Source organism: Vibrio sp. QJM3NY_35 (assembly GCF_057785915.1).
Genome location: NZ_CM173507.1, coordinates 3166965 through 3188564, shown reverse-complemented (window position 1 = coordinate 3188564; position 21600 = coordinate 3166965). Strand labels below are relative to the sequence as shown.

The window sequence follows — 21600 nt, the reverse complement described above, 5'->3', positions numbered from 1 at the left end:
GGTACAGGTTTTTATGAAAAAAGCATTTCTTCTCGTTTCACTATTATCTACATTTCTTATTGGCTGTTCTTCAACAAGCCCTCGCAAAAACCTAGAGCAATTTGAAACTCATACCGGCGGCCAAGTCATGGGCGACGCGACAAGTTTCTACTGGGTTACAAACAAGCTAACACAACCTCATACTTCAGCTGACTACGTCACTGTCGGCGATTACGGCTGGTACCAAACTGATTATGCTTGGTCAGAAGGCGTGCTTCGCGAATTCATTCGTGAAGGCGAGCAGCGTAACTCTTCGAATGAGCTGGTTCCTTATCGTGTCCATGTGCGTTTCAATAAGTCAGGCGAAGCTGTGTATCAACAGTATCGTATTGATAGCAAAATCTTACCTATCCAAGCTAAGCAACTCGAAAACTACCAGAAAGAAGCTAAGTCGGTTCTAGAGACTACGATGAAGCAGAATGACGAAGGGCTCAGGCTGGTTCAGGGTTACTGGGATGGCAGCTCTTTTAAGACGTGCGCTGGTGGTGAATTTGATCGCATTGAATTTAACCAGACCTTACCAAGCTTCGTGATCGACCGATTGGCATCAGTGGAAAGCTATGCGGCGTTTCTTGGCAGTGATTCACTGGGTAAGATGAGTGTGGAAGAGTTACTGATGCTGGCTGAAGACAACCATGATTGTGTCGTTAGGCCATCATTGTTGAAAGAATAGCGAGTAATCAAAGGATTGAGAGTATTTGGCCTACCATAGGTCAAGTACTTATTTATCTGTACAAGTGCAGACCTCTAGAAAGATTGAGTAATAAAAAGGCGCCTATCGAGACGCCTTTTGCTGTTATTCGTTTACTATCATTTGCTTACTGTTATTGGGAAGTAAGCGAGTAACAAGATTGATTACTGCTCTTGCTCGCGCGCAATCGCACGGTAACCAATGTCATTGCGGTGGAACATACCATTCCAGCTAACCTGCTTCGTCAACGCGTAAGCACGCTCTTGAGCTTCAGAAATCGTGTTACCCAGTGCCGTTGCACAAAGTACACGACCACCGTTTGTCACCACATCGCCAGCTTCGTTATTAGTCGTACCCGCGTGGAAAACCTTTTGGCCTTCAACTTCGCTTGTTGGTAGTGAAATTACGTCACCTTTTGCGTAGTCAGCAGGGTAACCGCCAGCCGCAAGAACAACACCGATAGAAGCGCGTGGATCCCACTTTGATTCTGCTTCGTCTAGTTTCTCGTCGATAGCCATTAGGCAAAGCTCAACAAGGTCTGACTCCATACGCATCATGATAGGCTGCGTTTCTGGATCACCGAAGCGGCAGTTGTATTCGATAACCTTAGGTGTGCCGTCAGCATCGATCATTAGGCCAGCGTAAAGGAAACCCGTGTAAGGTGCGCCTTCTGCGTCCATACCACGTACCGTTGGGTAGATAACTTCCTCAAGGATACGATTGTGGATTTCAGGCGTCACAACTGGAGCTGGGGAGTAAGCCCCCATACCGCCAGTATTAGGACCCGTGTCTTTGTCGCCAACACGTTTGTGATCTTGGCTGGTGGCCATAGGAAGAACGCTAGAACCGTCAACCATTACGATGAAGCTTGCTTCTTCGCCTTCAAGGAACTCTTCGATAACCACGCGGCTGCCAGCTTCGCCAAATGCGTTGCCCGCTAGCATATCTTTGATTGCGTCTTCAGCTTCTTCAAGGGTCATCGCAACGATAACGCCTTTACCCGCCGCAAGACCGTCAGCTTTTACTACGATTGGAGCGCCTTGCTCACGTACGTAAGCGATAGCTGGCTCAATCTCAGTGAAGTTTGCGTAGTAACCCGTTGGAATGTCATGACGAGCTAGGAAATCTTTAGTGAATGCTTTCGAACCTTCAAGCTGTGCTGCCGCTTGAGTTGGACCAAAGATAGGAAGACCCACTTCACGGAATGCGTCAACCACACCAATAACTAGTGGCGCTTCAGGTCCAACGATAGTCAGTTCGATTTTTTTCTCTTGAGCAAACGCCACTAAACCAGCGATGTCTTCAACGCCGATGTTTACGTTCTCAAGTTTAGGCTCAAGTGCAGTGCCTGCGTTACCTGGAGCGATGAATACTGTTTCAACGTTTGGGTTTTGTGCTGCTTTCCAACCTAAAGCATGTTCTCTACCGCCAGCACCGATGATTAAAACTCGCATTGTAAAATCCTTAATCTCAAATATCTAAATATTTAAAAAAACAAAGTTATAAGTCTTGCTCAAAGTAGTTGGTGATGTGGCTAGGCAGCAATTGAGCCCATCCCCGGGAGCATAGTCCGCTATGTGACCGGGGTGGGCGAAAGCAGCTAACGACGCCACAGTGCCAAATACGAAGAGGAAATTAGTGGCGGAAGTGACGCATGCCCGTAAAGATCATCGCCATGCCGTGTTCGTCTGCTGCTGCGATAACTTCGTCATCACGCATAGAGCCGCCTGGTTGGATAACACACTTGATGCCAGCCTCTGCAGCCGCGTCGATACCGTCACGGAATGGGAAGAATGCATCTGATGCCATCACACAGCCTTCAACCTGTAGACCTTCGTCTGCAGCTTTGATGCCTGCGATTTTCGCAGAGTAAACGCGGCTCATTTGGCCTGCGCCTACACCAATAGTCATGTCGCCTTTTGAGTAAACGATAGCGTTAGATTTAACGTACTTCGCTACTTTCCAGCAGAATAGGGCATCTTTTAGCTCTTCAGCTGTAGGTTGGCGCTTAGAAACTACTTTAAGGTCATCTTCAGACACCATGCCTTGGTCGCGGTCTTGAACTAGCAAACCACCGTTAACGCGTTTCACGTCAAAGCCAGTTGTCTTCGTTGTCCACTCGCCACACTCGAGTAGGCGAAGGTTTTTCTTAGCCGCTACGATTTCTACTGCTTCAGCAGAAACTGATGGTGCAATGATAACTTCAACGAATTGACGCTCAGTGATAGCCGTTGCTGTTGCAGCGTCTAGCTCACGGTTGAAAGCAATGATGCCGCCAAATGCAGACGTTGGGTCTGTTTTGAATGCGCGGTCGTAAGCTTCTAGGATGTCTTCACCTAGTGCAACACCACATGGGTTAGCGTGCTTAACGATCACACATGCTGGCTGGTCGAACTCTTTCACACACTCAAGTGCTGCGTCGGTGTCAGCGATGTTGTTGTAAGAAAGTGCTTTACCTTGAATTTGGCGAGCAGTAGATACTGACGCTTCTTCAGGGTTTGCTTCAACGTAGAATGCGGCTGCTTGGTGGCTGTTCTCACCGTAGCGCATGTCTTGCTTTTTCTCGAACTGTTGGTTGAACGTGCGAGGGAATTTGCTCTCTTCGTCAGCCTTCTTTCCTTCTTCATCAAGTAGAGAGGCACCGTATGATGGAACCATAGTGCCGAAGTAGTTTGCGATCATGCCGTCGTAAGAAGCGGTGTGCTCGAATGCTACGATAGCGAGGTCGAAGCGAGTCTCTAGTGTTAGAGATTGCTCGTTCGCGTCCATTTCAGCGACAACGCGCTCGTAGTCGTGTGCGTTAACAACGATCGTTACGTCTTTGTGGTTTTTCGCTGCAGAGCGAACCATTGTTGGACCACCGATGTCGATGTTCTCAACAGCGTCAGCAAGGGTACAACCTTCTTTAGCAACGGTTTCTGCGAATGGGTATAGGTTTACAACAACCATATCGATAGGGTTGATACCGTGAGTTTCCATCACGTCATCATCTTGACCACGACGGCCTAGAACACCACCATGAACTTTTGGGTGCAGAGTCTTAACACGGCCATCCATCATTTCTGGGAAACCAGTGTAGTCAGATACTTCTGTAACAGAGATGCCTTTTTCAGCAAGCAGGCGAGCAGTGCCACCGGTAGATAGAATATCTACACCACGGTTAGCAAGAGCTTGTGCAAATTCAACGATACCAGTTTTGTCTGATACGCTGATTAGAGCGCGGCGAATTGGACGAGCGTTATTCATGCTTCCATCTTCCTCAAATTCATGGGGTTAAAATAAAGATATTTGCCAAAAAAGAACTTGTTTCTATCTTCTTAGCGTGGATTATCTTAGATACCAGTAAGAGATAAAATATTGGCCAGTTTTGGTAAAGACCTTTTGGGTTTGTCTTATGATCTAGCTATAAGATAACCAACTCCAAATTTGATGGCGCAGATTCTAACTAATTTATTACAAAAAAGCTCGCGCAATCGTTTGGCATCTCAAAATTAATTATGAAAAGTGCCATTTCAGCCTGAAAAGTAACGATAAGGTTAATTGTGGAATGGACGAAACAGTAGGAAAAAACATGTTTCAGATCGGTGAATTAGCGAAGCGATGCGGTGTGACAGCCGATACCTTGCGATTTTATGAGAAGAATAACCTGATCGCGCCAGCCAGTCGCAGTGAGTCGGGTTATCGCCTATATGATGAAAATAACCAGAAACAGGTGACCTTTATTCTCAAATCTAAAGCGTTGGGGCTGAGTTTGGACGAGATTAAAGAATTGCTTGAGATTCGACTTGAGGCCACACAGCACAGTTGCGCTGAAGTGAAGTCGATTACCTCAGCAAAATTAGAGATGATCGATGAGAAGATTACTGAGTTAACTAAGATTCGCACCGCACTTAAAAAGATTAATGATGCGTGTTGTGGACACGTAGACGACGATGCAAGCCATTGTTCGATTCTGGCAGCCTTGGGCTCAGCAAACGTCAACAAAGGACGCTGTTGTCGCACTGGGGAGTAGTCAGCCATCTATCACGGTTCGACAAGCCAAAAAAAAGCCAAACTCAAAAATGAGCTTGGCTTTCAATTCAATAAATTACGAAAGAACGATTAGTTCATGCCGTATTTTTTAAGTTTCTTGCGAAGAGTACCGCGGTTAATACCCATCATGGTTGCTGCGCGAGTTTGGTTACCGCGAGTGTACTGCATGATAGTGTCTAGTAGTGGCTGTTCAACTTCAGCTAATACTAATTCGTATAACTCGCTGACTTCTTGACCGTTTAATTGAGCAAGGTAATTTTTCAATGATGCTTTAACTGAGTCACGTAGTGGCTTCTGCGTGATTTGGTCTTGTGATGTAACTGTAGTTACTGTCAATGCTTCTGAAGTCAGATTTTGTTCGAACATATTCGGTCTAGCTCTTCTCGTAATTATGGTGCAACGTTATCAAAAAAACCTTCTAGCGCTTCAAGCTGCAGATCACCTGCTTCGAATGCGTTGAAGGTACGGCGAAACTCACTCGCTTGTTCATGTTCTTTTAGATACCAACCCACATGCTTACGAGCGATGCGAGGGCCTAAAAACTCTCCATAAAATTCATGTAGAGCGTGCACATGACCAAGCATGATGTCTTTCACTTCCGAAATCGGGAGTGGGTCCATCGTGGTGCCGTTTTCCAAATAGTGTTGGATTTCGTTAAAAATCCAAGGACGCCCTTGGGCAGGTCGACCTATCATTAAAGCATCAGCGCCGGTGTACTCCAGCACAAACTTCGCTTTTTCCGGACTATCGATATCACCGTTAGCGATAACCGGAATAGATACTGCTTGTTTCGCTGCTTTAATGTGTTTGTATTCTGCCTCACCTTTGTACATACAAGCGCGAGTTCTTCCATGGAGGGCAAGAGCTTGTATGCCGCAGTCTTCGGCTATTTTCGCGATTTGGACACAGTTTCTATTGTCTATATCCCAGCCTGTGCGCGTTTTCAACGTTACTGGAACGTCGACAGCATTTACCACCGCTTTCAGAATGTCTTCAATGAGTTCTGGATGCTGCAGTAGGGCTGAGCCCGCAAGCTTCTTATTCACTTTTTTGGCTGGACAACCCATGTTGATATCGATGATTTGCGCACCGTTATCCACATTAAATTGAGCAGCCTCGGCCATAAGCTGTGGATCTGCACCAGCGATTTGTACTGAACGAATGCCCGATTCGCCTTCATGTACCATACGCTGCTGAGACTTTGACGTTTTCCAAACTTTCGGATTGGAGGACATCATTTCACTGACTGCCATCCCCGCACCGTAGCGAAGACACAACTCACGGAATGGTCTATCCGTTACGCCAGCCATAGGAGCGACGATTAGATTGTTCTTAAGTTGATAATTTCCGATTTTCAAAAATGTCATCACAGTTCTGTACCAGCAAGGGCGCGCATTTTACGCATTTTTTCGCTGCGTGAAAAGACTAATATTTGAGCATTTACAATTTGTTTTTGTAATTTGTTTAAATTTCAGTCAATTAGCGCCCAAAGTCTTGTCTAGCCTTGCTTGCGACCTGAGATTCGACACCATTCTTGTTGTTCAACGATCGGATCAATGTGAAGCTCATCACGATAATAAGTCGCAACATCTTCTGCTTGTGTATCTAAAACACCCGACATCGCAAGTACACCATTTGGCTTAACTAGGCCTTTGATGATGCCAGAAAGGTCGCGTAATGGACCTGCAAGAATGTTGGCAACAACAACGTCTGCTAGCAAACCTTCCGGTTGATCTTGTGGCAAGAACACCTCTAGTTGCTCAGCAACGCCATTGCGCTGTGCGTTGTCTTTTGATGCGAGCAGAGCTTGAGGGTCAATGTCGATCCCGATAACTTTTGCTGCGCCTAGTTTGATTGCAGCGATCGCTAGGATGCCGGAGCCACAACCGAAGTCGATCACGGTTTTGCCTGCCAGGTCTAAGCCTTCAAGCCACTCAAGACACAATGCCGTTGTCGGGTGAGTACCTGTACCAAATGCAAGACCTGGGTCTAGCATTACGTTTACAGCGTCAGGTTCAGGGATATCGCGCCAGCTAGGGCAAATCCATAAACGCTCACCAAACTTCATTGGGTGGAAGTTGTCCATCCATTCACGTTCCCAATCCTTGTCTTCAATTTGCTCTACTTTATGAGCAAAGTCTGCAGGGAACATGTTGCTTGCTTTAATCTGCGCTAGAACGACACCAGTATCAGTCTCAGCGTCGTAAAGCGCGAGAATGTCAGTATCACCCCAAAGGCGAGTTTCGCCCGGCAGAGGCTCAAATACAGGGGTATCTTGTGCATCCAGGAAAGTTACAGAAAGAGCACCAGTCTCTTCCATTAACATGTCGCCGATTTGTTCGGCATTTTCATTGGTAGCATTAAGCTTGATTTGAATCCAAGGCATGGCTGCATCTTCTATATGAGAAAAATTGGATGGCGAGTCTAGCAGAAAATATGAGCAAATTCACCAAAACCCCACGGAATATAATGGGGATTAAAGATTGATTTTTTCGGCGGTTCAAAAACAAAAATGCTCACCGAAGTGAGCATTTTGACTGTTCTTAAACGAACGGATTATGACAAACCAAGTTTCTTCTCAAGGTAGTGGATGTTTGCACCACCGTGTTGGAAGTTTTCGTCGTTCATAATAGACAGTTGAAGCTCAGTATTAACGTTAATACCTTCAACAATCATTTCACCCAATGCGTTCTTCATACGAGCGATAGCAACATCACGGTTCTCACCGTAAGTGATCAGCTTGCCGATCATTGAATCGTAATGCGGTGGTACAGTGTAGCCAGTGTAGATATGAGATTCCCAACGAACACCCATGCCGCCTGGTGCGTGGAAACGTTCAATCTTACCTGGTGAAGGTAGGAAACGAACTGGATCTTCAGCATTGATACGACATTCGATTGAGTGGCCGCGCAGCTTAATGTCATCCTGAGTGAATGATAGAGGCTGACCAGCTGCAATACGTAGCTGTTCTTTCACTAGGTCGATACCCGTTACCATTTCAGTAATCGTGTGTTCAACCTGGATACGAGTGTTCATTTCGATGAAGTAGAATTCACCGTTCTCGTATAGGAATTCAAATGTACCTGCACCGCGGTAACCGATCTCAATACATGCACGAGTACAACGTTCGCCAATGTACTTACGCATCTCTTCAGTGATACCTGGAGCTGGCGCTTCTTCCACAACTTTCTGGTGACGACGTTGCATTGAACAGTCACGCTCACCTAGGTGGATAGCATTACCTTGGCCATCTGCAAGCACTTGTACTTCAATGTGACGTGGGTTTTCTAGGAATTTCTCCATGTAAACCATGTCGTTGTTGAAACATGCTTTTGCTTCAGCGCGAGTCATCGCGATAGCTTCTGTTAGTTCTGCTTCAGAACGAACAACACGCATACCACGACCGCCGCCGCCGCCAGATGCCTTGATGATTACTGGGAAACCAATGCGCTTAGCGTGCGCTTTGTTTTTCGCGTCGTCGTCGTCAAGAGGACCGTCAGAACCTGGTACACAAGGTACGCCAGCCTTCTTCATTGACGTGATAGCAGACACTTTGTCACCCATCATGCGAATGGTTTCAGCTTTAGGGCCAACGAAGATAAAGCCACTGCGTTCTACCTGTTCTGCAAAGTCTGCATTTTCAGATAGGAAGCCGTAGCCAGGGTGAACTGCTACTGCACCTGTAACTTCAGCTGCGCTGATGATACGGGGGATGTTTAGGTAGCTATCGATACCACGAGCTGGACCGATACAAATGGTTTCGTCTGCAAGCAGTACGTGCTTAAGATCACGGTCAGCAGTTGAGTGAACCGCTACCGTTTTAATGCCAAGCTCTTTACATGCACGCAGAATACGTAGTGCAATCTCACCACGGTTCGCGATTACTAATTTATCTAACATAATGAGTGCTCTCTATTATTCGATAATTACTAGAGCTTGGTCGAATTCTACTGGTTGACCGTCTTCAACTAGGATAGCTGTTACAACACCAGATTTATCAGCTTCGATTTGGTTCATCATTTTCATTGCTTCAACGATACATAGAGTTTCGCCAGCTGTTACTGATTGACCAACTTTAACGAATGGTTTTGCGTCTGGGCTTGGAGCGCCGTAGAAAGTACCAACCATTGGAGAAAGAACTTGGTGGCCCGCTGGAACTGCAGGAGCCGCTGCTTCTGCTGCTACAGGTGCCGCCGCAGGAGCTGCTGCCGCTACAGGTGCTGGAGCAGCTGCATATTGAACAGGTGCTACAGGTGCAGTGCTGTTACGACTGATTCGTACTGACTCTTCACCTTCAGAGATTTCTAGCTCAGAAATGCCAGACTCTTCAACCAATTCGATTAGCTTTTTGATTTTGCGAATATCCATTGTTTCTTTCTCTTTATCTGTTAATTGAACTTACTCTATGACTGAGTAGGTTAGTAATAGTTCGTTGTTTATGTTTACTTTGAGTTGAGCTTGCTGAGCGCAGCGGTCAAAGCAAATTGATAACCTTGGGCACCTAAGCCACAAATCACACCTTCTGCTTTATCAGATAGGTAAGAGTGGTGACGGAATGGTTCACGCGCGTGAACATTCGATAGATGAACCTCAATAAATGGGATGGCAACGCCAAGTAGTGCATCACGCAGTGCCACACTGGTATGTGTAAAGGCTGCTGGGTTGATAATAATAAAATCAACATTTTGATAAGCACTATGGATAGCTTCAATCAGTTCATACTCACGATTTGACTGTAAGTGAGATAGCTCAACATCGTGTGCTTTCGCTTGCTCGGTCAGTGAGCTAATAATCTGGTCAAGTGTTTGAGAACCGTAGTGTGCAGGCTCTCTAAGGCCTAACAGGTTAAGGTTTGGGCCATTTAAAACTAGAATGCGAAACTTTGTAGACATCGTGGGGCTATCTTCCTTTATCGTGTTTACGAACGTGAATGTTGCCATTTTATTGAAAATTTGCGGTTAATTTCCAGTGAGAAAAACCCAAATTTAAAAATTAGAACCAGATTATAGCTAATTCAGCGCAAATCGCAGCAATTTACTGGTCTAATCTCCTATTGATACAGCTTGGAATTGTTACCAACTTAACAAAAAAGCGTCTTAGCCTTAATTTGGGGCGGGATATTTGAGATCAAGATCAGCCATAAAAAAACCGCCACATAGGTGACGGTTTAGAAAGTGCTGTTTTAAACAGTGATTAGCTGCTGTGACTAGTTGCTTATGCCAGTTCGGCTTTCTCGGCAATCAGCTTATCAACCACGCTTGGGTCGGCTAGGGTTGAGGTATCACCTAGGTTACCTGTATCGCCAGTCGCAATTTTACGTAGGATACGACGCATGATTTTACCCGAACGAGTTTTTGGTAGAGAGTCGGTCCAGTGCAGTACATCGGGCGTTGCAATTGGGCCAATCTCTTTACGTACCCAGTCTTTCACTTCTTTATGAAGCTCTGCGGTTGGGAACTCACCATCATTCAGCGTGATGTAAGCGTAAATCGCTTGGCCTTTAATATCATGAGGGATACCCACAATCGCAGCCTCAGCAATCTTATCGAACGCGACTAAAGCCGATTCAATTTCAGCAGTACCCATACGGTGGCCAGAGACGTTAAGTACGTCATCAACACGACCTGTAATCCAGTAGTAACCGTCTTCATCACGACGAGCGCCATCACTGGTGAAGTACATGCCTTTAAATGTAGAGAAGTAAGTCTGTTCGAAGCGGTCATGATCGCCATGAACGGTACGCATTTGGCCTGGCCAAGAATCTAGAATCACTAGGTTGCCGTCTGTTGCACCCTCAATGATATTGCCCATGTTATCAACTAACGCCGGTTGCACACCGAAGAATGGACGAGTTGCAGAGCCTGGTTTGAGGTCTGTTGCGCCTGGTAGCGGTGCAATCAAGATACCGCCCGTTTCTGTTTGCCACCATGTATCAACAATTGGAGACTGCTCATTACCGATTGTTTTGTAGTACCACTCCCAAGCCTCTGGGTTGATAGGTTCACCCACTGAGCCCATGATTCTTAGGCTGTCACGAGAAGTACCTTCAACGGCTTCATTGCCTTTCGCCATCAATGCACGAATAGCCGTTGGCGCAGTATAAAGAATATTAACTTGGTGCTTATCGACCACTTCACTCATGCGGCTGGTGTTCGGATAATTTGGCACGCCTTCAAATAGAATCGTTTTTGCGCCATTAGCAAGAGGCCCGTAAACAAGGTATGTGTGACCGGTAATCCAACCTACATCGGCTGTACACCAGAAAGTCTCGTCTTCTTGGTAATCGAATACGTATTTGAATGTCATTGCTGCATAAACAAGGTAGCCACCTGTGGTGTGCATAACACCTTTAGGTTTACCCGTTGAGCCTGACGTATAAAGGATGAATAGTGGATCTTCTGCGTTCATCTCTTCTGGTGGGCAATCTGCAGATACATTAGCAATAGCATCGTGCCACCACACATCGCGGTGCTCGTGCCATGCAACATCACCGCCAGTGCGTTTGAATACCACAACCTTCTCGATGTTTTTCACTTCAGGGTTCGTCAGTGCTTCGTCGACATTCTTTTTCAGTGGAACCGCACGGCCGCCACGCACGCCTTCATCGGCAGTGATAACGACTTTAGAATTTGAATCGATAATACGACCAGACAGTGCTTCTGGTGAGAAACCACCAAATACGACTGTGTGAACCGCACCGATACGGGTACACGCCAGCATGGCTACTGCCGCTTCTGGCACCATTGGCATGTATAAACAAACCACATCACCTTTGCGCACGCCTTGCTCTTTTAGAGCATTTGAAAATAGGCACACTTCTTTGTGTAGTTCATTAAAAGTTAGCGTTTTATCATCAGCCGGGTCATCGCCTTCCCAGATGATAGCGACTTCATCACCGCGCTCAGCAAGGTGGCGGTCGATACAGTTAGCCGAAACGTTAAGCGTGCCATCTTCAAACCAGCGAATATCAATGTGGCCAGGATCGAAAGAGGTGTTTTTTACTTGTGTGAAAGGCTTGATCCAATCAACGATTTTTCCGTGTTCACCCCAAAAGCCTTCAGGGTCAGAAACAGATTGTTGGTACATGGCTAGGTAAGTGTCATTATCCGCGTGTGTGGTTGATTTAATATTTTCTTTTACCGGATAAACGTGGGCTTCACTCATTGCATCTCTCCTTGTGCCTACATTCCTAATGAACTGGCAACTTCCTTTGTGTTCAGTTTCTAGGTCTATTACAGAACCGTCGTTGTGTTATCACTCTCGGCTAGGACGGCGATTTCCACAATTAGACTTTAGGATGAGACGCTGCTTTTCACTTACAAAATAGCGAGTTAAGTTCATTTTTGAGATGTTGCTCTCTATGTGAAGCGCCAGTGGTTGAATTAAGAATAAGAAGAGTTGAAACGGGGCAGGTCACCATGTTTCAGGCGTACAAAGATCAGCGCAGCGGAGATAGCATCTTGTAATGCATCATGTTTATTGACCGGTATCGGTAAATCGAGCTGGCGACAGATGGCGTCCATGCTGAGATCAAAATAGGCATTAGGCAGCTGTCTTTCGAGTTTGTCTTGATAGAGTTGGCTCACTTCGACTAATCGGTTAGGCAGTGGAAATCCAAGCTGTTTTAAACAGGCGCGGTCGAGAATCTTTTTATCATAGCGGATGTGATAGCCGACTAAAGGACGATTTCCAATGAAGTTCAGTAGCTCGATTAAAGCCTGTTTTTCTTCGATGCCGTGTTTTAGATCTTGATGACGAATGCGGTGGATTTTTATTGAATTGCAATCGAGCGATTGCGGGGCGCGCAACCGGACTTCAAAAGGTTGGCTGGTAATGATTCGGTTACCGATGATCTTGGTCGCGGCAATAGTGACTAATTCTGCCTGATTGGGGTCTAGGCTGGTGGTTTCACAATCGAGCGATACATATTCATGATCAATAGGCGCAGTAAACAGAGGCTGATAGAGAGAGCCTTTGAGCTTGTGATGCCAGTAATAGCGAACCAACCTATTCATCGTTCAATGCCTAATCCCGTATCTGATAGTGGTAGCCGAGCCATTGCTTGAACTTCTTCACCACGTGCAGGCTATGTCGAAGCAGATCCCTGTCTGCTCGTTCCATTAGTTTGACGTTAATCTTGTTGCTGCTGTGCTGCTGAGAAAGCCTTTGGGCTAAACGCCACTTAAAGAATTGCTTGAGTGCTTCACTGAGATTATCGGCAGTACTTTGCTCTAATACTTTCTTGCTGACCAGCTGCTCAATGCGTTCGAAGGTGTTGTTTACCGTGACACCATGCTCTAGGCAAAGCGCTCTCACACCATGCACGATAGGGAAAATACCGCCTTGTTTGATATCGAGCCCTGACTTGGATTGCTTCACATTACCAAACAGGGTCAGGGGAACTGAGAAGTTAAGGGCAGGGCGGCAGAACTCCGTCAGAATCAATTCTTGTCCGAGCATTAAATCACTGAGGTGCTGCTTTACAGGTTTTAATAACTCTCTATTACCCGCTACTGCGTGTGCATCTGCCATGATCGCAATATCCATCACGGTGTCTGGCGTAGCTTTTTTTACCCAATGGGTAAGGGTTTGTTTCCACTCTTGTTCTGAATGCACCCATTTCGGATTGTTGACCATCACGTTACCCGGGCACAGTGGGTAACCCAATTGTTGAAGGGTATGAGTGAGGTCGTTCATGGCACTTTGGCATTGATGCCACTCCAAACCATCTTGAATTATTAGAGCGTTGTCTTGATCGGTTTTGAGAATTTGTTCCCCACGGCCTTCGGAACCCAACACGATTAGGCAGCAATGATTATGCAGTGCAGGTGGGATCACCAACTCAAAAGCCTTCTCTATGATCTGTTCGTTGACCGCAGAAATCAGCTCCATGATAAAGCGTGTGCGAATCCCATTACTGAGCAAGCTCTCGACCAGTTGACGTTGTTTGTTGGATGCCATTGCCAATTCTTCAACGCTGGTGGCACGCGCAATACGCAAAGTAAGAACGTGGGAGTGTGTGGAGAATGCGCTGAGGATCTGTGTCATATCCACCATGCCGACCGCATTTTTACCATCACAAACCATCAACCTTTTTACTCGATTTCTGGTCATGGTAATCATGGCGTTAAATAAGAAGTCGCCTTGGTTCACGTGCATCACCGGAAACGTTGCGATCTCACCGACAGGTGCATCCAGTGGGAAATTATCGAGCATCACAGCATGCAATAAATTGGTTCGAGTGACGATTCCATACGGCAAGGAATATGATGATCCAAAAGCTTTTTGATCATCATGTTCCAAATGAACTAGGGCCGAGTCTAACCCTTGTTCTTTAAGGGTTTGAGTGACTTGGTTGATCGGTTGGTTTGGTTCAAGTATCAGTGGTGGATGATAGATAGAGTCATCCACTTTGGTCAATATAAACTCGGCTAGATTCTGCTGTTGTTGGGCGGCTTCGATCAGTGCTTTACGTGTTGATAAGTTGCTATCAAAGTAGGCGGCGAATTGGCCATTGGCGTGGTAAAGCTCGAGAAAAATCTCGGTGGGCAGCAGATAACTTAATGTATCTTCGAGCGCGATGTATTGGTGTTTGGTGTGAGGTTCAAACTGGCTTCGGACATCAAAAATATCGTCATTGGCATAGTGTGCGTAAATCTCACCATCACTGCTCGCGCGCTCTTCAACTGCCCCTTTGATCAAAATATGCAGGTGTCGGCTCGGCCTTTCAGCTTCCAGTATCACTTCTTGAGAGCGGTAATACACCACGTCTAATGAAGAGCGAAGCTTCAACTGCTCAGAGTCAGACAGGCTATCGAAGGGTGGGTGCTGCATATTAAATTTTTCAGGCATAAGCATCACAAGAAGAAATGGGAGTCTTTAATCAGTCTGACAAAATACCAGCGAAGCTCCAGACGACTTTAGTCTAAATGCGAGTATGGGTATTGATGAGCATGAAATCTCTTGTTGAAATGCGATATTCAGACCCATTGAATATGGGAATACTATCCCAGTAATAATTCCCTTTTTCATCGTATGCGAGATAGGCATAATTGGTGCTGCCTTTTTCCGCACACTTTATAGGTCATTTATGTTTAGCCCTTCACCCTATGGCTGGATCTCTCAGTATTTTCTTGGTTTCTTTTTTGCGTATGGCGTGTACTTGCCATTTTGGGCGTTGTGGTTTGAAGACCAAGGCGTGTCTGCTGGTGATATTGGTGTATTGATTGGTATCGGCTTTGCGACGCGTTGTGTGGCTAACCTAGTGATTACGCCACGTATCCATAAAGTTGAACACTTGATGCCAGCTTTGCGCTGTTTGAGTTTCGCTGCGTTGCTGTTTGTCGGCTTCCACTTCTTCACTGGTGGCAGTTTTATATTGATGTTGTTGGCAACGGTACTGTTTAACCTCTGTTGTGGGCCGATCATTCCTCTTTCTGATGCGATGGCTAACCATTACAGTCGTTTGAAAATGCTCGACTACGGCCGAACTCGCCTTTGGGGCTCAATTGCCTTTATCGCAGGTTCAACGGTGGTTGGTTATTTGGTGGCACAATTTGGCACCGACATGATTTTGTATACTGCACTCGCCGGTGTGTTGTTGTCATTGATTCTGGCGATGAGAAATCCCAACGTGATGCCAGTAACGCAATCTGAGCAACAAGCGGTGCGACCAAAACTAGGCGAACTGCTGCGTGAGTCGTCAGTGGTAAAATTTTTAGCCTTGATGGCGCTGCTGCAAGGTAGTCATGCGGCTTACTACAGTTTTAGTGCGATTTATTGGAAAGAAGCGGGTCACTCAGAAGCGATCATCGGTTACTTGTGGAGTTTAGGTGTTGTTGCTGAAGTGGCCGTATTTGCTCTGAGTAAGCGATTATTCTCAGGTTGGTCACTGCGTACTTTGTTTGTCGTCGCGGCTATTGGGGTGATGGCGCGTTGGGGTATTACCGCATCAACGACAGCGATTTTCGCATTGGTTATGGTGCAGTTGTTGCACGGAGTGACCTTTGCGATGGCACACATCGCCGCGATTCAATACATCCAATCTGAAGAACAAAACAAGATGGTTGCGCTACAAGCTCTGTATAACGCGATTCCATTAGGTGCCTTTATTGCATTAATGACCACCTTAAGTGGTTGGGGTTATGAGCTTTGGGGGGCAAATATCTTCTGGGGTATGGCTGCAATGGGTGCACTTGCTCTGTTCATTAAGTTGGATGAAAGAAGTTCAGTGGTTGAGGTTAATCAATCAGATTCGGAACAGTCAGAATCTCACAGCAAATGCTGATAATTAGAGTCTAAAGCACAGAATTTAAGCGATGCGATTGAGTTAATCACCCATCCTTAGTTAAATGAAACCTCTCCCTTATGGAGAGGTTTTTTTATGGATGAAGAAAGGGTTTTCAATGCAAGGATGGATAGTAATTCCAGTCTCTTTAGCCTACTTGGGCGTGTTATTTCTGATCGCTTGGTATGGAGACAGGCAGGTTCGTTGGCTATCGCGTTGGCGCCCGTGGATCTATAGCCTTTCGATTGCCGTGTATTGTACCTCTTGGACCTTCTATGGGACGGTGGGTCAGGCGAGCAATAACCCTTGGTCTTTCTTACCCATTTATCTCGCACCTATTTTGGTCTTCACTCTCGGCTGGCGGATCTTAGCGCGGCTGATCTTGATAGCGAAGCGTGAACACATTACCTCTATTGCCGACTTTATCGCGGCTCGCTACGGAAAATCTCAAGGCTTGGCGGTAGCCGTCACCGTGATTGCTGTGGTCGGTATTCTTCCTTATATCGCACTGCAATTGCGTGGTATCACAATGGGGTTGGATATTGTTGCTCCGAGCCTAGCTCAAGATTTTGGCTATCAGGATTATCATGTATCTTGGTTTGTGGTCGGTGCGTTGGCCATCTTTACCATGTTGTTTGGTACTAGGCACATTGATAACACGGAACATCACCGTGGCATGATGATGGCGGTGGCGTTTGAATCCATTGTTAAGCTCGCGGCATTCTTGATTGTTGGCTTGTTCATCATGTATCTGGCGATGAGCAGCGACAAAATCGACCTGCTTGATGTGGCGGCTTCCACCTACGAATCACCCAATATTCCGACCTTAATAATTCATACCGTGTTAACCATGTTGGCGATTGTCTGTTTGCCGCGTCAGTTTCATACCATGGTGGTTGAGAACGAACGTCCTCAAGACCTGCACACCGCTCGCTGGTTGTTTCCGCTTTACCTGATTTTGATGGGACTGTTCGTGCTGCCAATTGCTTGGGCAGGACAAGGGCTACTTACTGGCATGCCTGCGGATACCTACGTGATCAGTGTGCCAATGGCAGAAGGCGCTAATCACATTGCTTTGCTGGCTTTCCTTGGTGGTACGTCTGCGGCAAGTGGTATGGTAATAGTCTCGACCATCGCCTTGGCGATCATGGTGTCGAACGATTTAGTGATGCCATTGTTACTGCGCCGTATGCGCCTAACCCAAAGAACCCATCGACACTTTTCTGGTCTGCTATTGGTGATTCGCCGCGGACTAATTTTACTGCTGTTATTGGGTGCTTGGCTGTTTTATCAAGCGCTCGATACTATTCATTCACTGTCAGCGATTGGTTTTCTTTCCTTTGCGGCGATTGCTCAATTCGCTCCAGCACTTATCGGTGGTTTGTACTGGCGTCCGGGTAACCGCAAGGGCGTGTATGTCGGTCTAATGGTTGGCTCATTGATTTGGCTGATTACCCTAATGAGCCAAACCAGCATGTTGGCCGGCGACAGTGAAAGTAACCTTTTATTGTGGATTATCACGCCACCAGAGTTGCTCAGCAGCTGGGATATCAGCAGTTCAAACTGGGGAATTGTGCTGAGTATTGTGCTTAATACCTTGTGCTATGCCGTGGTTTCGATGTCGACAAGACCAAGCCTAAGTGAGCGCTTACAATCGGCGGCATTTGTTGGCACGCCACTGCCTGAGAACGAGAATATCAGCCTCTATCAGAATCGCGTGACAGTCGCTGAATTAGAGATGTTGGCGTCGCGTTTTGTAGGCCGTAAGCGTGCCAAAAGTGCCTTACACAGCTACTGGCAACAACACGGTCAGCCGCTGCTTCCAAATCAACAAGCGCCTGCAAGTCTGATTCGACACGCAGAGCGCGTGCTCGCAGGTGTATTTGGTGCTTCGTCTGCTAAGTTAGTACTTACTTCCGCTTTGCAGGGAAGAAACATGCAGCTTGAAGAAGTCGCGACCATCGTGGATGAAGCTTCGGAACTGTACGATTTCAGCCGTGGTTTACTGCAAGGCGCGATTGAACATATTGGCCAAGGCATCGCAGTAATAGATAAACAAATGAGGTTGGTGGCGTGGAATCAACGTTACTTAGAGCTGTTTGAATTTCCTGCGGGTTTGATTCAGGTTGGGCGCCCCATTTCCGATGTGATTCGCCATAATGCCGAACAGGGTTTGTGTGGTCCGGGTGACCCAGAAGATCACGTTCGTCGCCGTGTTTATCACCTTGAGCAAGGCACTCGACATACTTCTTCTCGTATTCGCCCTGATGGTCGAGTGATTGAGGTGCAAGGTAACCCGATGCCAAGTGGTGGCTTTGTGATGAGTTTTACCGATATCACGGTATTCCGACAAGCAGAGCAAGCCCTAAAAGATGCCAATGAAAGCTTGGAATCGAGAGTGCATGAGCGAACTCAAGAGCTCGAAAAACTGAATCATCGTTTGGTAAAAGCCACGCAGATTTCGGATCAAGAATCACAATCTAAGAGTCGTTTTCTAGCCGCGGTAAGCCACGATTTGATGCAGCCACTCAATGCCGCACGTCTATTTGCTTCGTCACTTTCTGAGGTAGCAAAAGAGCAAGAGGTGAAGCAATTATCATCTCACATCGAGAGTGCACTTGGTGCCGCAGAAGATTTGATTGGTGACTTGCTGGATATATCTCGATTGGAGTCCGGAAAGTTAGAAACTAACATTCACGCGATTGCCGTGCACGATGTGCTCACCAACTTGAACGCGGAATTTAGTGCCCTAGCGAGACAACAGAAAATTGAGTTTAAGATGATTCCATCGTCATTGTTCATTCACTCAGACCCTAAGCTGTTAAGGCGTGTGATTCAGAACTTTTTGACCAATGCGTTCCGCTATAACCCTGAAGGAAAAGTGGTACTTGGTGCGAGACGAGTCAATGGGCAGGTTCGAATCGATGTGTGGGATAACGGAACCGGTATCGATGAAGACAAGCAACAAGAGATCTTCGAAGAATTTACTCGTGGTAGCCAAGTGCGTGCTGATCAGGGGTTAGGGCTAGGATTAGCCATCTCCAAAGGTATTGCCCATGTGCTTGGTCATCAAATATCGATGCGTTCATGGCCGGGTCAAGGCAGTGTCTTTTCTATCACCTTAGCTCGAGCGGAAAAAGTGGCTCCAGTTGTGCAAGCTTCGACGCCAATAGCGACCAGCGACATCGAACATCTCAAGATATTGTGTGTCGACAATGAACGAGAAATTTTAGTCGGCATGGAAAATCTGATTGGACGTTGGGGCTGTGAGGTTAAGACGGCGGTTGATCTGGTCGAAAGCTTGCAGTGCCTAGATGAGGGTTGGCAACCTGATGTGATCTTCTCTGATTACCGTTTGGATAATGGCAGAACGGGGCTCGAAGTATTACAGCAGTGTCGCTTGCGCCTTGGTGATTCTTTTGAAGGTGTCATCATCAGTGCCGATAGAACCGATGACATGTTGGCAGCGATAAAGGCCAACAGCTTTAGTTTTATTGCCAAGCCAGTGAAGCCACTTAAGTTAAGAGCGGTCTTGAATCGCGTGAGTTAGTTTAATTAACTCTTAGATATTAAAAAGGCCTCAGGTGAGGCCTTTTTCGATCTGTTCGCTCGGTTATGGATGACCGATTTACTTTAACCCGCGATACCGCCTTGAGTGAGTGAGTGTGGTTGGATCAAGCAACTTGCTGAGCTCTTCTCGGCTAAGATCGGTTTCTCTTTCTGCGACATCCAGAATTGGTAGGCCTTCTTTATAAGCTTTCTTGGCAATATCAGCCGCCTTTAAGTAGCCAATCACAGGGTTAAGTGCGGTCACTAGAATTGGGTTCTTTGACAGTGTCAAATCAAGATTGTCTTGGCGTACCGTGAAGGTCGCGATGGCTTTGTCCGCTAAAGCGACTGAGCTATTTGCCAACAGCTCAATGCTTTCTAGAACGTTATGAGCAATCACTGGCAGCATCACATTGAGTTGGAAGTTACCTGATTGTCCAGCTACGGTAATGGTGGTGTCGTTGCCAATGACTTGCGCCGCCGCCATAGCCGCTGCTTCTGGAATTACAGGGTTTACTTTTCCAGGCATGATAGACGAGCCCGGTTGTAGCGCCTGTAATTCAATTTCCCCTAAGCCAGCCAACGGACCAGAGTTCATCCAGCGAAGATCGTTTGAGATCTTCATGATCGCAACTGCTGCAGTTTTGAGCTGACCAGAGAGCGCAACGATCGCGTCTTGACTGCTGAGGTTAAAAAAGAAGTTTTCACTCGAGCTAAAACTGATCTTTGTCGATTGAGACAGGTTACTCGCAAATTTATCGGCAAAGCGTGGGTCAGCATTGATCCCTGTTCCAACCGCAGTGCCACCTTGAGCTAAAGCCTTGATAGCGGGCAGGGTGTTCTCTATTGCTTGCTTAGCGTGTTCTATCTGAAATTTCCAACCACCTAGCTCTTGAGCAAAGGTCATTGGCATCGCATCCATTAGATGAGTGCGACCTGTCTTCACGACCTCCGCAAGTTCCTGCTGTTTGATAGTGAGTGCTTCCGCAAGGTGAGTTAGTGCAGGTAACAGCTTATTTTCAGCCATCAAAGCAACGCTCACTTGAATTGCGGTTGGCACCACATCGTTACTGCTTTGGCCCATGTTGACGTGATCATTGGGATTCACGTCGCCTTGCAAGCTTCTTGAAGCAAGCGTAGCTATCACTTCGTTGGTATTCATGTTGGAACTGGTACCTGAACCGGTTTGGTAAACATCGATCGGGAATTGATCGAGATGTTTGCCCTCAATGATCTCTTGGCTGGCTTCGGCTATCGCGTTGGCAATATCATCTTCCAGTAGACCTAACTGAGCATTGGTATCTGCCGCTGCCTGTTTAATTAACGCCAGTGCTTGAATAAAACTGGTCGGCATCTTGTGCGAGCTAAACGCGAAGTTATCTGCTGCACGTTGAGTTTGTGCTTGGTAAAGCGCATCGGCAGGGACTTTAACTTCGCCCATGCTGTCTTTTTCAATCCGAAATTGTAGGGTCATGTTCTATCCTTGTTAGCCAAGTGGGGCTTGGACTTGTTGGAGTGTTTGGCTGAGATTCAAAAAACGCGCTTGGCCTTGAGGTTGCTGGCAGTAGTGGCGCTTCAAATAAAATAGTGGTGAGTGAATAGAGTCTAGGCAGATATGACGAAAGGCGAAACTGCGCTTAGGAGACTCAATCGCTTCAATCAAATGAAAGAAAACTTGGCGCAGATACAGCTCGCACAACAAGATGTTTTCTTGGGCGGCATGTTTTTCATAGTAAGCCGAAAGCGTCAGTGCACACTCGATATACTCTCGAATTACAAGCGGCTCATGGCCTTGAACTTGTTCTAATGAAGCAAAGCGATCCTGTGCTTTGTAAAACCTCGAATAGAGAACCTGCTGCTCTTTCATCATCATCTGCATCTCTTTATTGGGTGTTAATGATAATTATTATCAAATGAGATTTTAAAAACAACCCTTTGTTTCTCTTTTTATAAAGTGAGCAGAAAAAGAAAAAGCCGATACATAAAGTATCGGCTTTCTGGA

Annotated in this window: 17 protein-coding genes; 4 read left to right on the top strand and 13 right to left on the bottom strand. The window is 46.4% G+C overall.

The window, feature by feature from the left end; all coding sequences use genetic code 11:
- Positions 1–13: 13 nt before the first annotated feature.
- On the top strand, positions 14–712 hold the full coding sequence (locus tag AC3CH3_RS14475; RefSeq protein ID WP_488537382.1) for a DUF1481 domain-containing protein: 699 nt from the start codon (positions 14–16) through the stop codon (positions 710–712).
- Between the two features lie 182 nt (positions 713–894).
- Here AC3CH3_RS14475 and purD read toward each other — a convergent pair whose 3' ends face one another.
- Entirely contained in the window at positions 895–2184 is a 1290-nt protein-coding gene (gene purD / locus AC3CH3_RS14470; protein WP_488537381.1) for a phosphoribosylamine--glycine ligase, read from the bottom strand.
- A 181-nt stretch (positions 2185–2365) separates the two neighbouring features.
- Positions 2366–3976 (bottom strand): bifunctional phosphoribosylaminoimidazolecarboxamide formyltransferase/IMP cyclohydrolase, encoded by a 1611-nt coding sequence (purH, locus tag AC3CH3_RS14465; protein WP_488537380.1) that lies wholly within the window; start codon positions 3974–3976, stop codon positions 2366–2368.
- Between the two features lie 325 nt (positions 3977–4301).
- On the opposite strand from purH, the gene zntR reads away from it, so the two are divergent.
- Complete coding sequence (gene zntR / locus AC3CH3_RS14460) at positions 4302–4742, top strand: Zn(2+)-responsive transcriptional regulator (RefSeq protein WP_488537379.1); 441 nt, start codon at positions 4302–4304, stop codon at positions 4740–4742.
- Between the two features lie 89 nt (positions 4743–4831).
- Here the strand turns inward: zntR and fis are convergent, their stop codons facing one another.
- From fis to AC3CH3_RS14415, 9 genes are all read right to left on the bottom strand, one after another.
- Positions 4832–5128 (bottom strand): DNA-binding transcriptional regulator Fis, encoded by a 297-nt coding sequence (fis, locus tag AC3CH3_RS14455; protein WP_004729744.1) that lies wholly within the window; start codon positions 5126–5128, stop codon positions 4832–4834.
- Positions 5129–5151: 23 nt separating this feature from the next.
- A complete protein-coding gene (gene dusB / locus AC3CH3_RS14450; RefSeq protein WP_032545339.1) occupies positions 5152–6120 on the bottom strand; it encodes a tRNA dihydrouridine synthase DusB in 969 nt (322 codons plus the stop codon).
- 140 nt (positions 6121–6260) lie between these two features.
- Positions 6261–7148 (bottom strand): 50S ribosomal protein L11 methyltransferase, encoded by an 888-nt coding sequence (prmA, locus tag AC3CH3_RS14445; protein WP_019820777.1) that lies wholly within the window; start codon positions 7146–7148, stop codon positions 6261–6263.
- A gap of 170 nt (positions 7149–7318) precedes the next feature.
- Complete coding sequence (gene accC, locus AC3CH3_RS14440; RefSeq protein WP_076655833.1) at positions 7319–8662, bottom strand: acetyl-CoA carboxylase biotin carboxylase subunit; 1344 nt, start codon at positions 8660–8662, stop codon at positions 7319–7321.
- 15 nt (positions 8663–8677) lie between these two features.
- A complete protein-coding gene (gene accB / locus AC3CH3_RS14435) occupies positions 8678–9130 on the bottom strand; it encodes an acetyl-CoA carboxylase biotin carboxyl carrier protein (protein ID WP_017062707.1) in 453 nt (150 codons plus the stop codon).
- Between the two features lie 74 nt (positions 9131–9204).
- Entirely contained in the window at positions 9205–9654 is a 450-nt protein-coding gene (aroQ, locus tag AC3CH3_RS14430) for a type II 3-dehydroquinate dehydratase (RefSeq protein WP_010435475.1), read from the bottom strand.
- A 322-nt stretch (positions 9655–9976) separates the two neighbouring features.
- Positions 9977–11926 (bottom strand): acetate--CoA ligase, encoded by a 1950-nt coding sequence (acs, locus tag AC3CH3_RS14425; RefSeq protein WP_488537378.1) that lies wholly within the window; start codon positions 11924–11926, stop codon positions 9977–9979.
- Positions 11927–12144: 218 nt separating this feature from the next.
- Entirely contained in the window at positions 12145–12777 is a 633-nt protein-coding gene (locus tag AC3CH3_RS14420) for a 3'-5' exonuclease (RefSeq protein WP_017062708.1), read from the bottom strand.
- 10 nt (positions 12778–12787) lie between these two features.
- Positions 12788–14620, bottom strand: a complete 1833-nt coding sequence (locus AC3CH3_RS14415) for a DUF294 nucleotidyltransferase-like domain-containing protein (protein WP_019820779.1) — start codon at positions 14618–14620, stop codon at positions 12788–12790.
- A 232-nt stretch (positions 14621–14852) separates the two neighbouring features.
- On the opposite strand from AC3CH3_RS14415, the gene AC3CH3_RS14410 reads away from it, so the two are divergent.
- Positions 14853–16049 (top strand): 3-phenylpropionate MFS transporter, encoded by a 1197-nt coding sequence (locus AC3CH3_RS14410; RefSeq protein ID WP_019820780.1) that lies wholly within the window; start codon positions 14853–14855, stop codon positions 16047–16049.
- Positions 16050–16167: 118 nt separating this feature from the next.
- Entirely contained in the window at positions 16168–19599 is a 3432-nt protein-coding gene (locus AC3CH3_RS14405) for a hybrid sensor histidine kinase/response regulator (protein ID WP_032545340.1), read from the top strand.
- A gap of 78 nt (positions 19600–19677) precedes the next feature.
- Here AC3CH3_RS14405 and AC3CH3_RS14400 read toward each other — a convergent pair whose 3' ends face one another.
- Positions 19678–21072: a class II fumarate hydratase gene (locus tag AC3CH3_RS14400; protein ID WP_488537377.1), complete on the bottom strand. Its 1395-nt coding sequence runs from the start codon at positions 21070–21072 to the stop codon at positions 19678–19680.
- A 12-nt stretch (positions 21073–21084) separates the two neighbouring features.
- A complete protein-coding gene (locus tag AC3CH3_RS14395; protein WP_488537376.1) occupies positions 21085–21471 on the bottom strand; it encodes a hypothetical protein in 387 nt (128 codons plus the stop codon).
- Between the last annotated feature and the right edge of the window lie 129 nt (positions 21472–21600).

What these genes read in the sequence shown, in the direction of transcription:
- AC3CH3_RS14475 (WP_488537382.1), top strand. Translation starts at nt 14, where the DNA reads ATGAAAAAAGCATTTCTTCTCGTTTCACTATTATCTACATTTCTTATT.
- purD (WP_488537381.1), bottom strand. Translation starts at nt 2,184, where the DNA reads ATGCGAGTTTTAATCATCGGTGCTGGCGGTAGAGAACATGCTTTAGGT.
- purH (WP_488537380.1), bottom strand. Translation starts at nt 3,976, where the DNA reads ATGAATAACGCTCGTCCAATTCGCCGCGCTCTAATCAGCGTATCAGAC.
- zntR (WP_488537379.1), top strand. Translation starts at nt 4,302, where the DNA reads ATGTTTCAGATCGGTGAATTAGCGAAGCGATGCGGTGTGACAGCCGAT.
- fis (WP_004729744.1), bottom strand. Translation starts at nt 5,128, where the DNA reads ATGTTCGAACAAAATCTGACTTCAGAAGCATTGACAGTAACTACAGTT.
- prmA (WP_019820777.1), bottom strand. Translation starts at nt 7,148, where the DNA reads ATGCCTTGGATTCAAATCAAGCTTAATGCTACCAATGAAAATGCCGAA.
- accC (WP_076655833.1), bottom strand. Translation starts at nt 8,662, where the DNA reads ATGTTAGATAAATTAGTAATCGCGAACCGTGGTGAGATTGCACTACGT.
- accB (WP_017062707.1), bottom strand. Translation starts at nt 9,130, where the DNA reads ATGGATATTCGCAAAATCAAAAAGCTAATCGAATTGGTTGAAGAGTCT.
- aroQ (WP_010435475.1), bottom strand. Translation starts at nt 9,654, where the DNA reads ATGTCTACAAAGTTTCGCATTCTAGTTTTAAATGGCCCAAACCTTAAC.
- acs (WP_488537378.1), bottom strand. Translation starts at nt 11,926, where the DNA reads ATGAGTGAAGCCCACGTTTATCCGGTAAAAGAAAATATTAAATCAACC.
- AC3CH3_RS14420 (WP_017062708.1), bottom strand. Translation starts at nt 12,777, where the DNA reads ATGAATAGGTTGGTTCGCTATTACTGGCATCACAAGCTCAAAGGCTCT.
- AC3CH3_RS14415 (WP_019820779.1), bottom strand. Translation starts at nt 14,620, where the DNA reads ATGCTTATGCCTGAAAAATTTAATATGCAGCACCCACCCTTCGATAGC.
- AC3CH3_RS14410 (WP_019820780.1), top strand. Translation starts at nt 14,853, where the DNA reads ATGTTTAGCCCTTCACCCTATGGCTGGATCTCTCAGTATTTTCTTGGT.
- AC3CH3_RS14405 (WP_032545340.1), top strand. Translation starts at nt 16,168, where the DNA reads ATGCAAGGATGGATAGTAATTCCAGTCTCTTTAGCCTACTTGGGCGTG.
- AC3CH3_RS14400 (WP_488537377.1), bottom strand. Translation starts at nt 21,072, where the DNA reads ATGACCCTACAATTTCGGATTGAAAAAGACAGCATGGGCGAAGTTAAA.
- AC3CH3_RS14395 (WP_488537376.1), bottom strand. Translation starts at nt 21,471, where the DNA reads ATGATGATGAAAGAGCAGCAGGTTCTCTATTCGAGGTTTTACAAAGCA.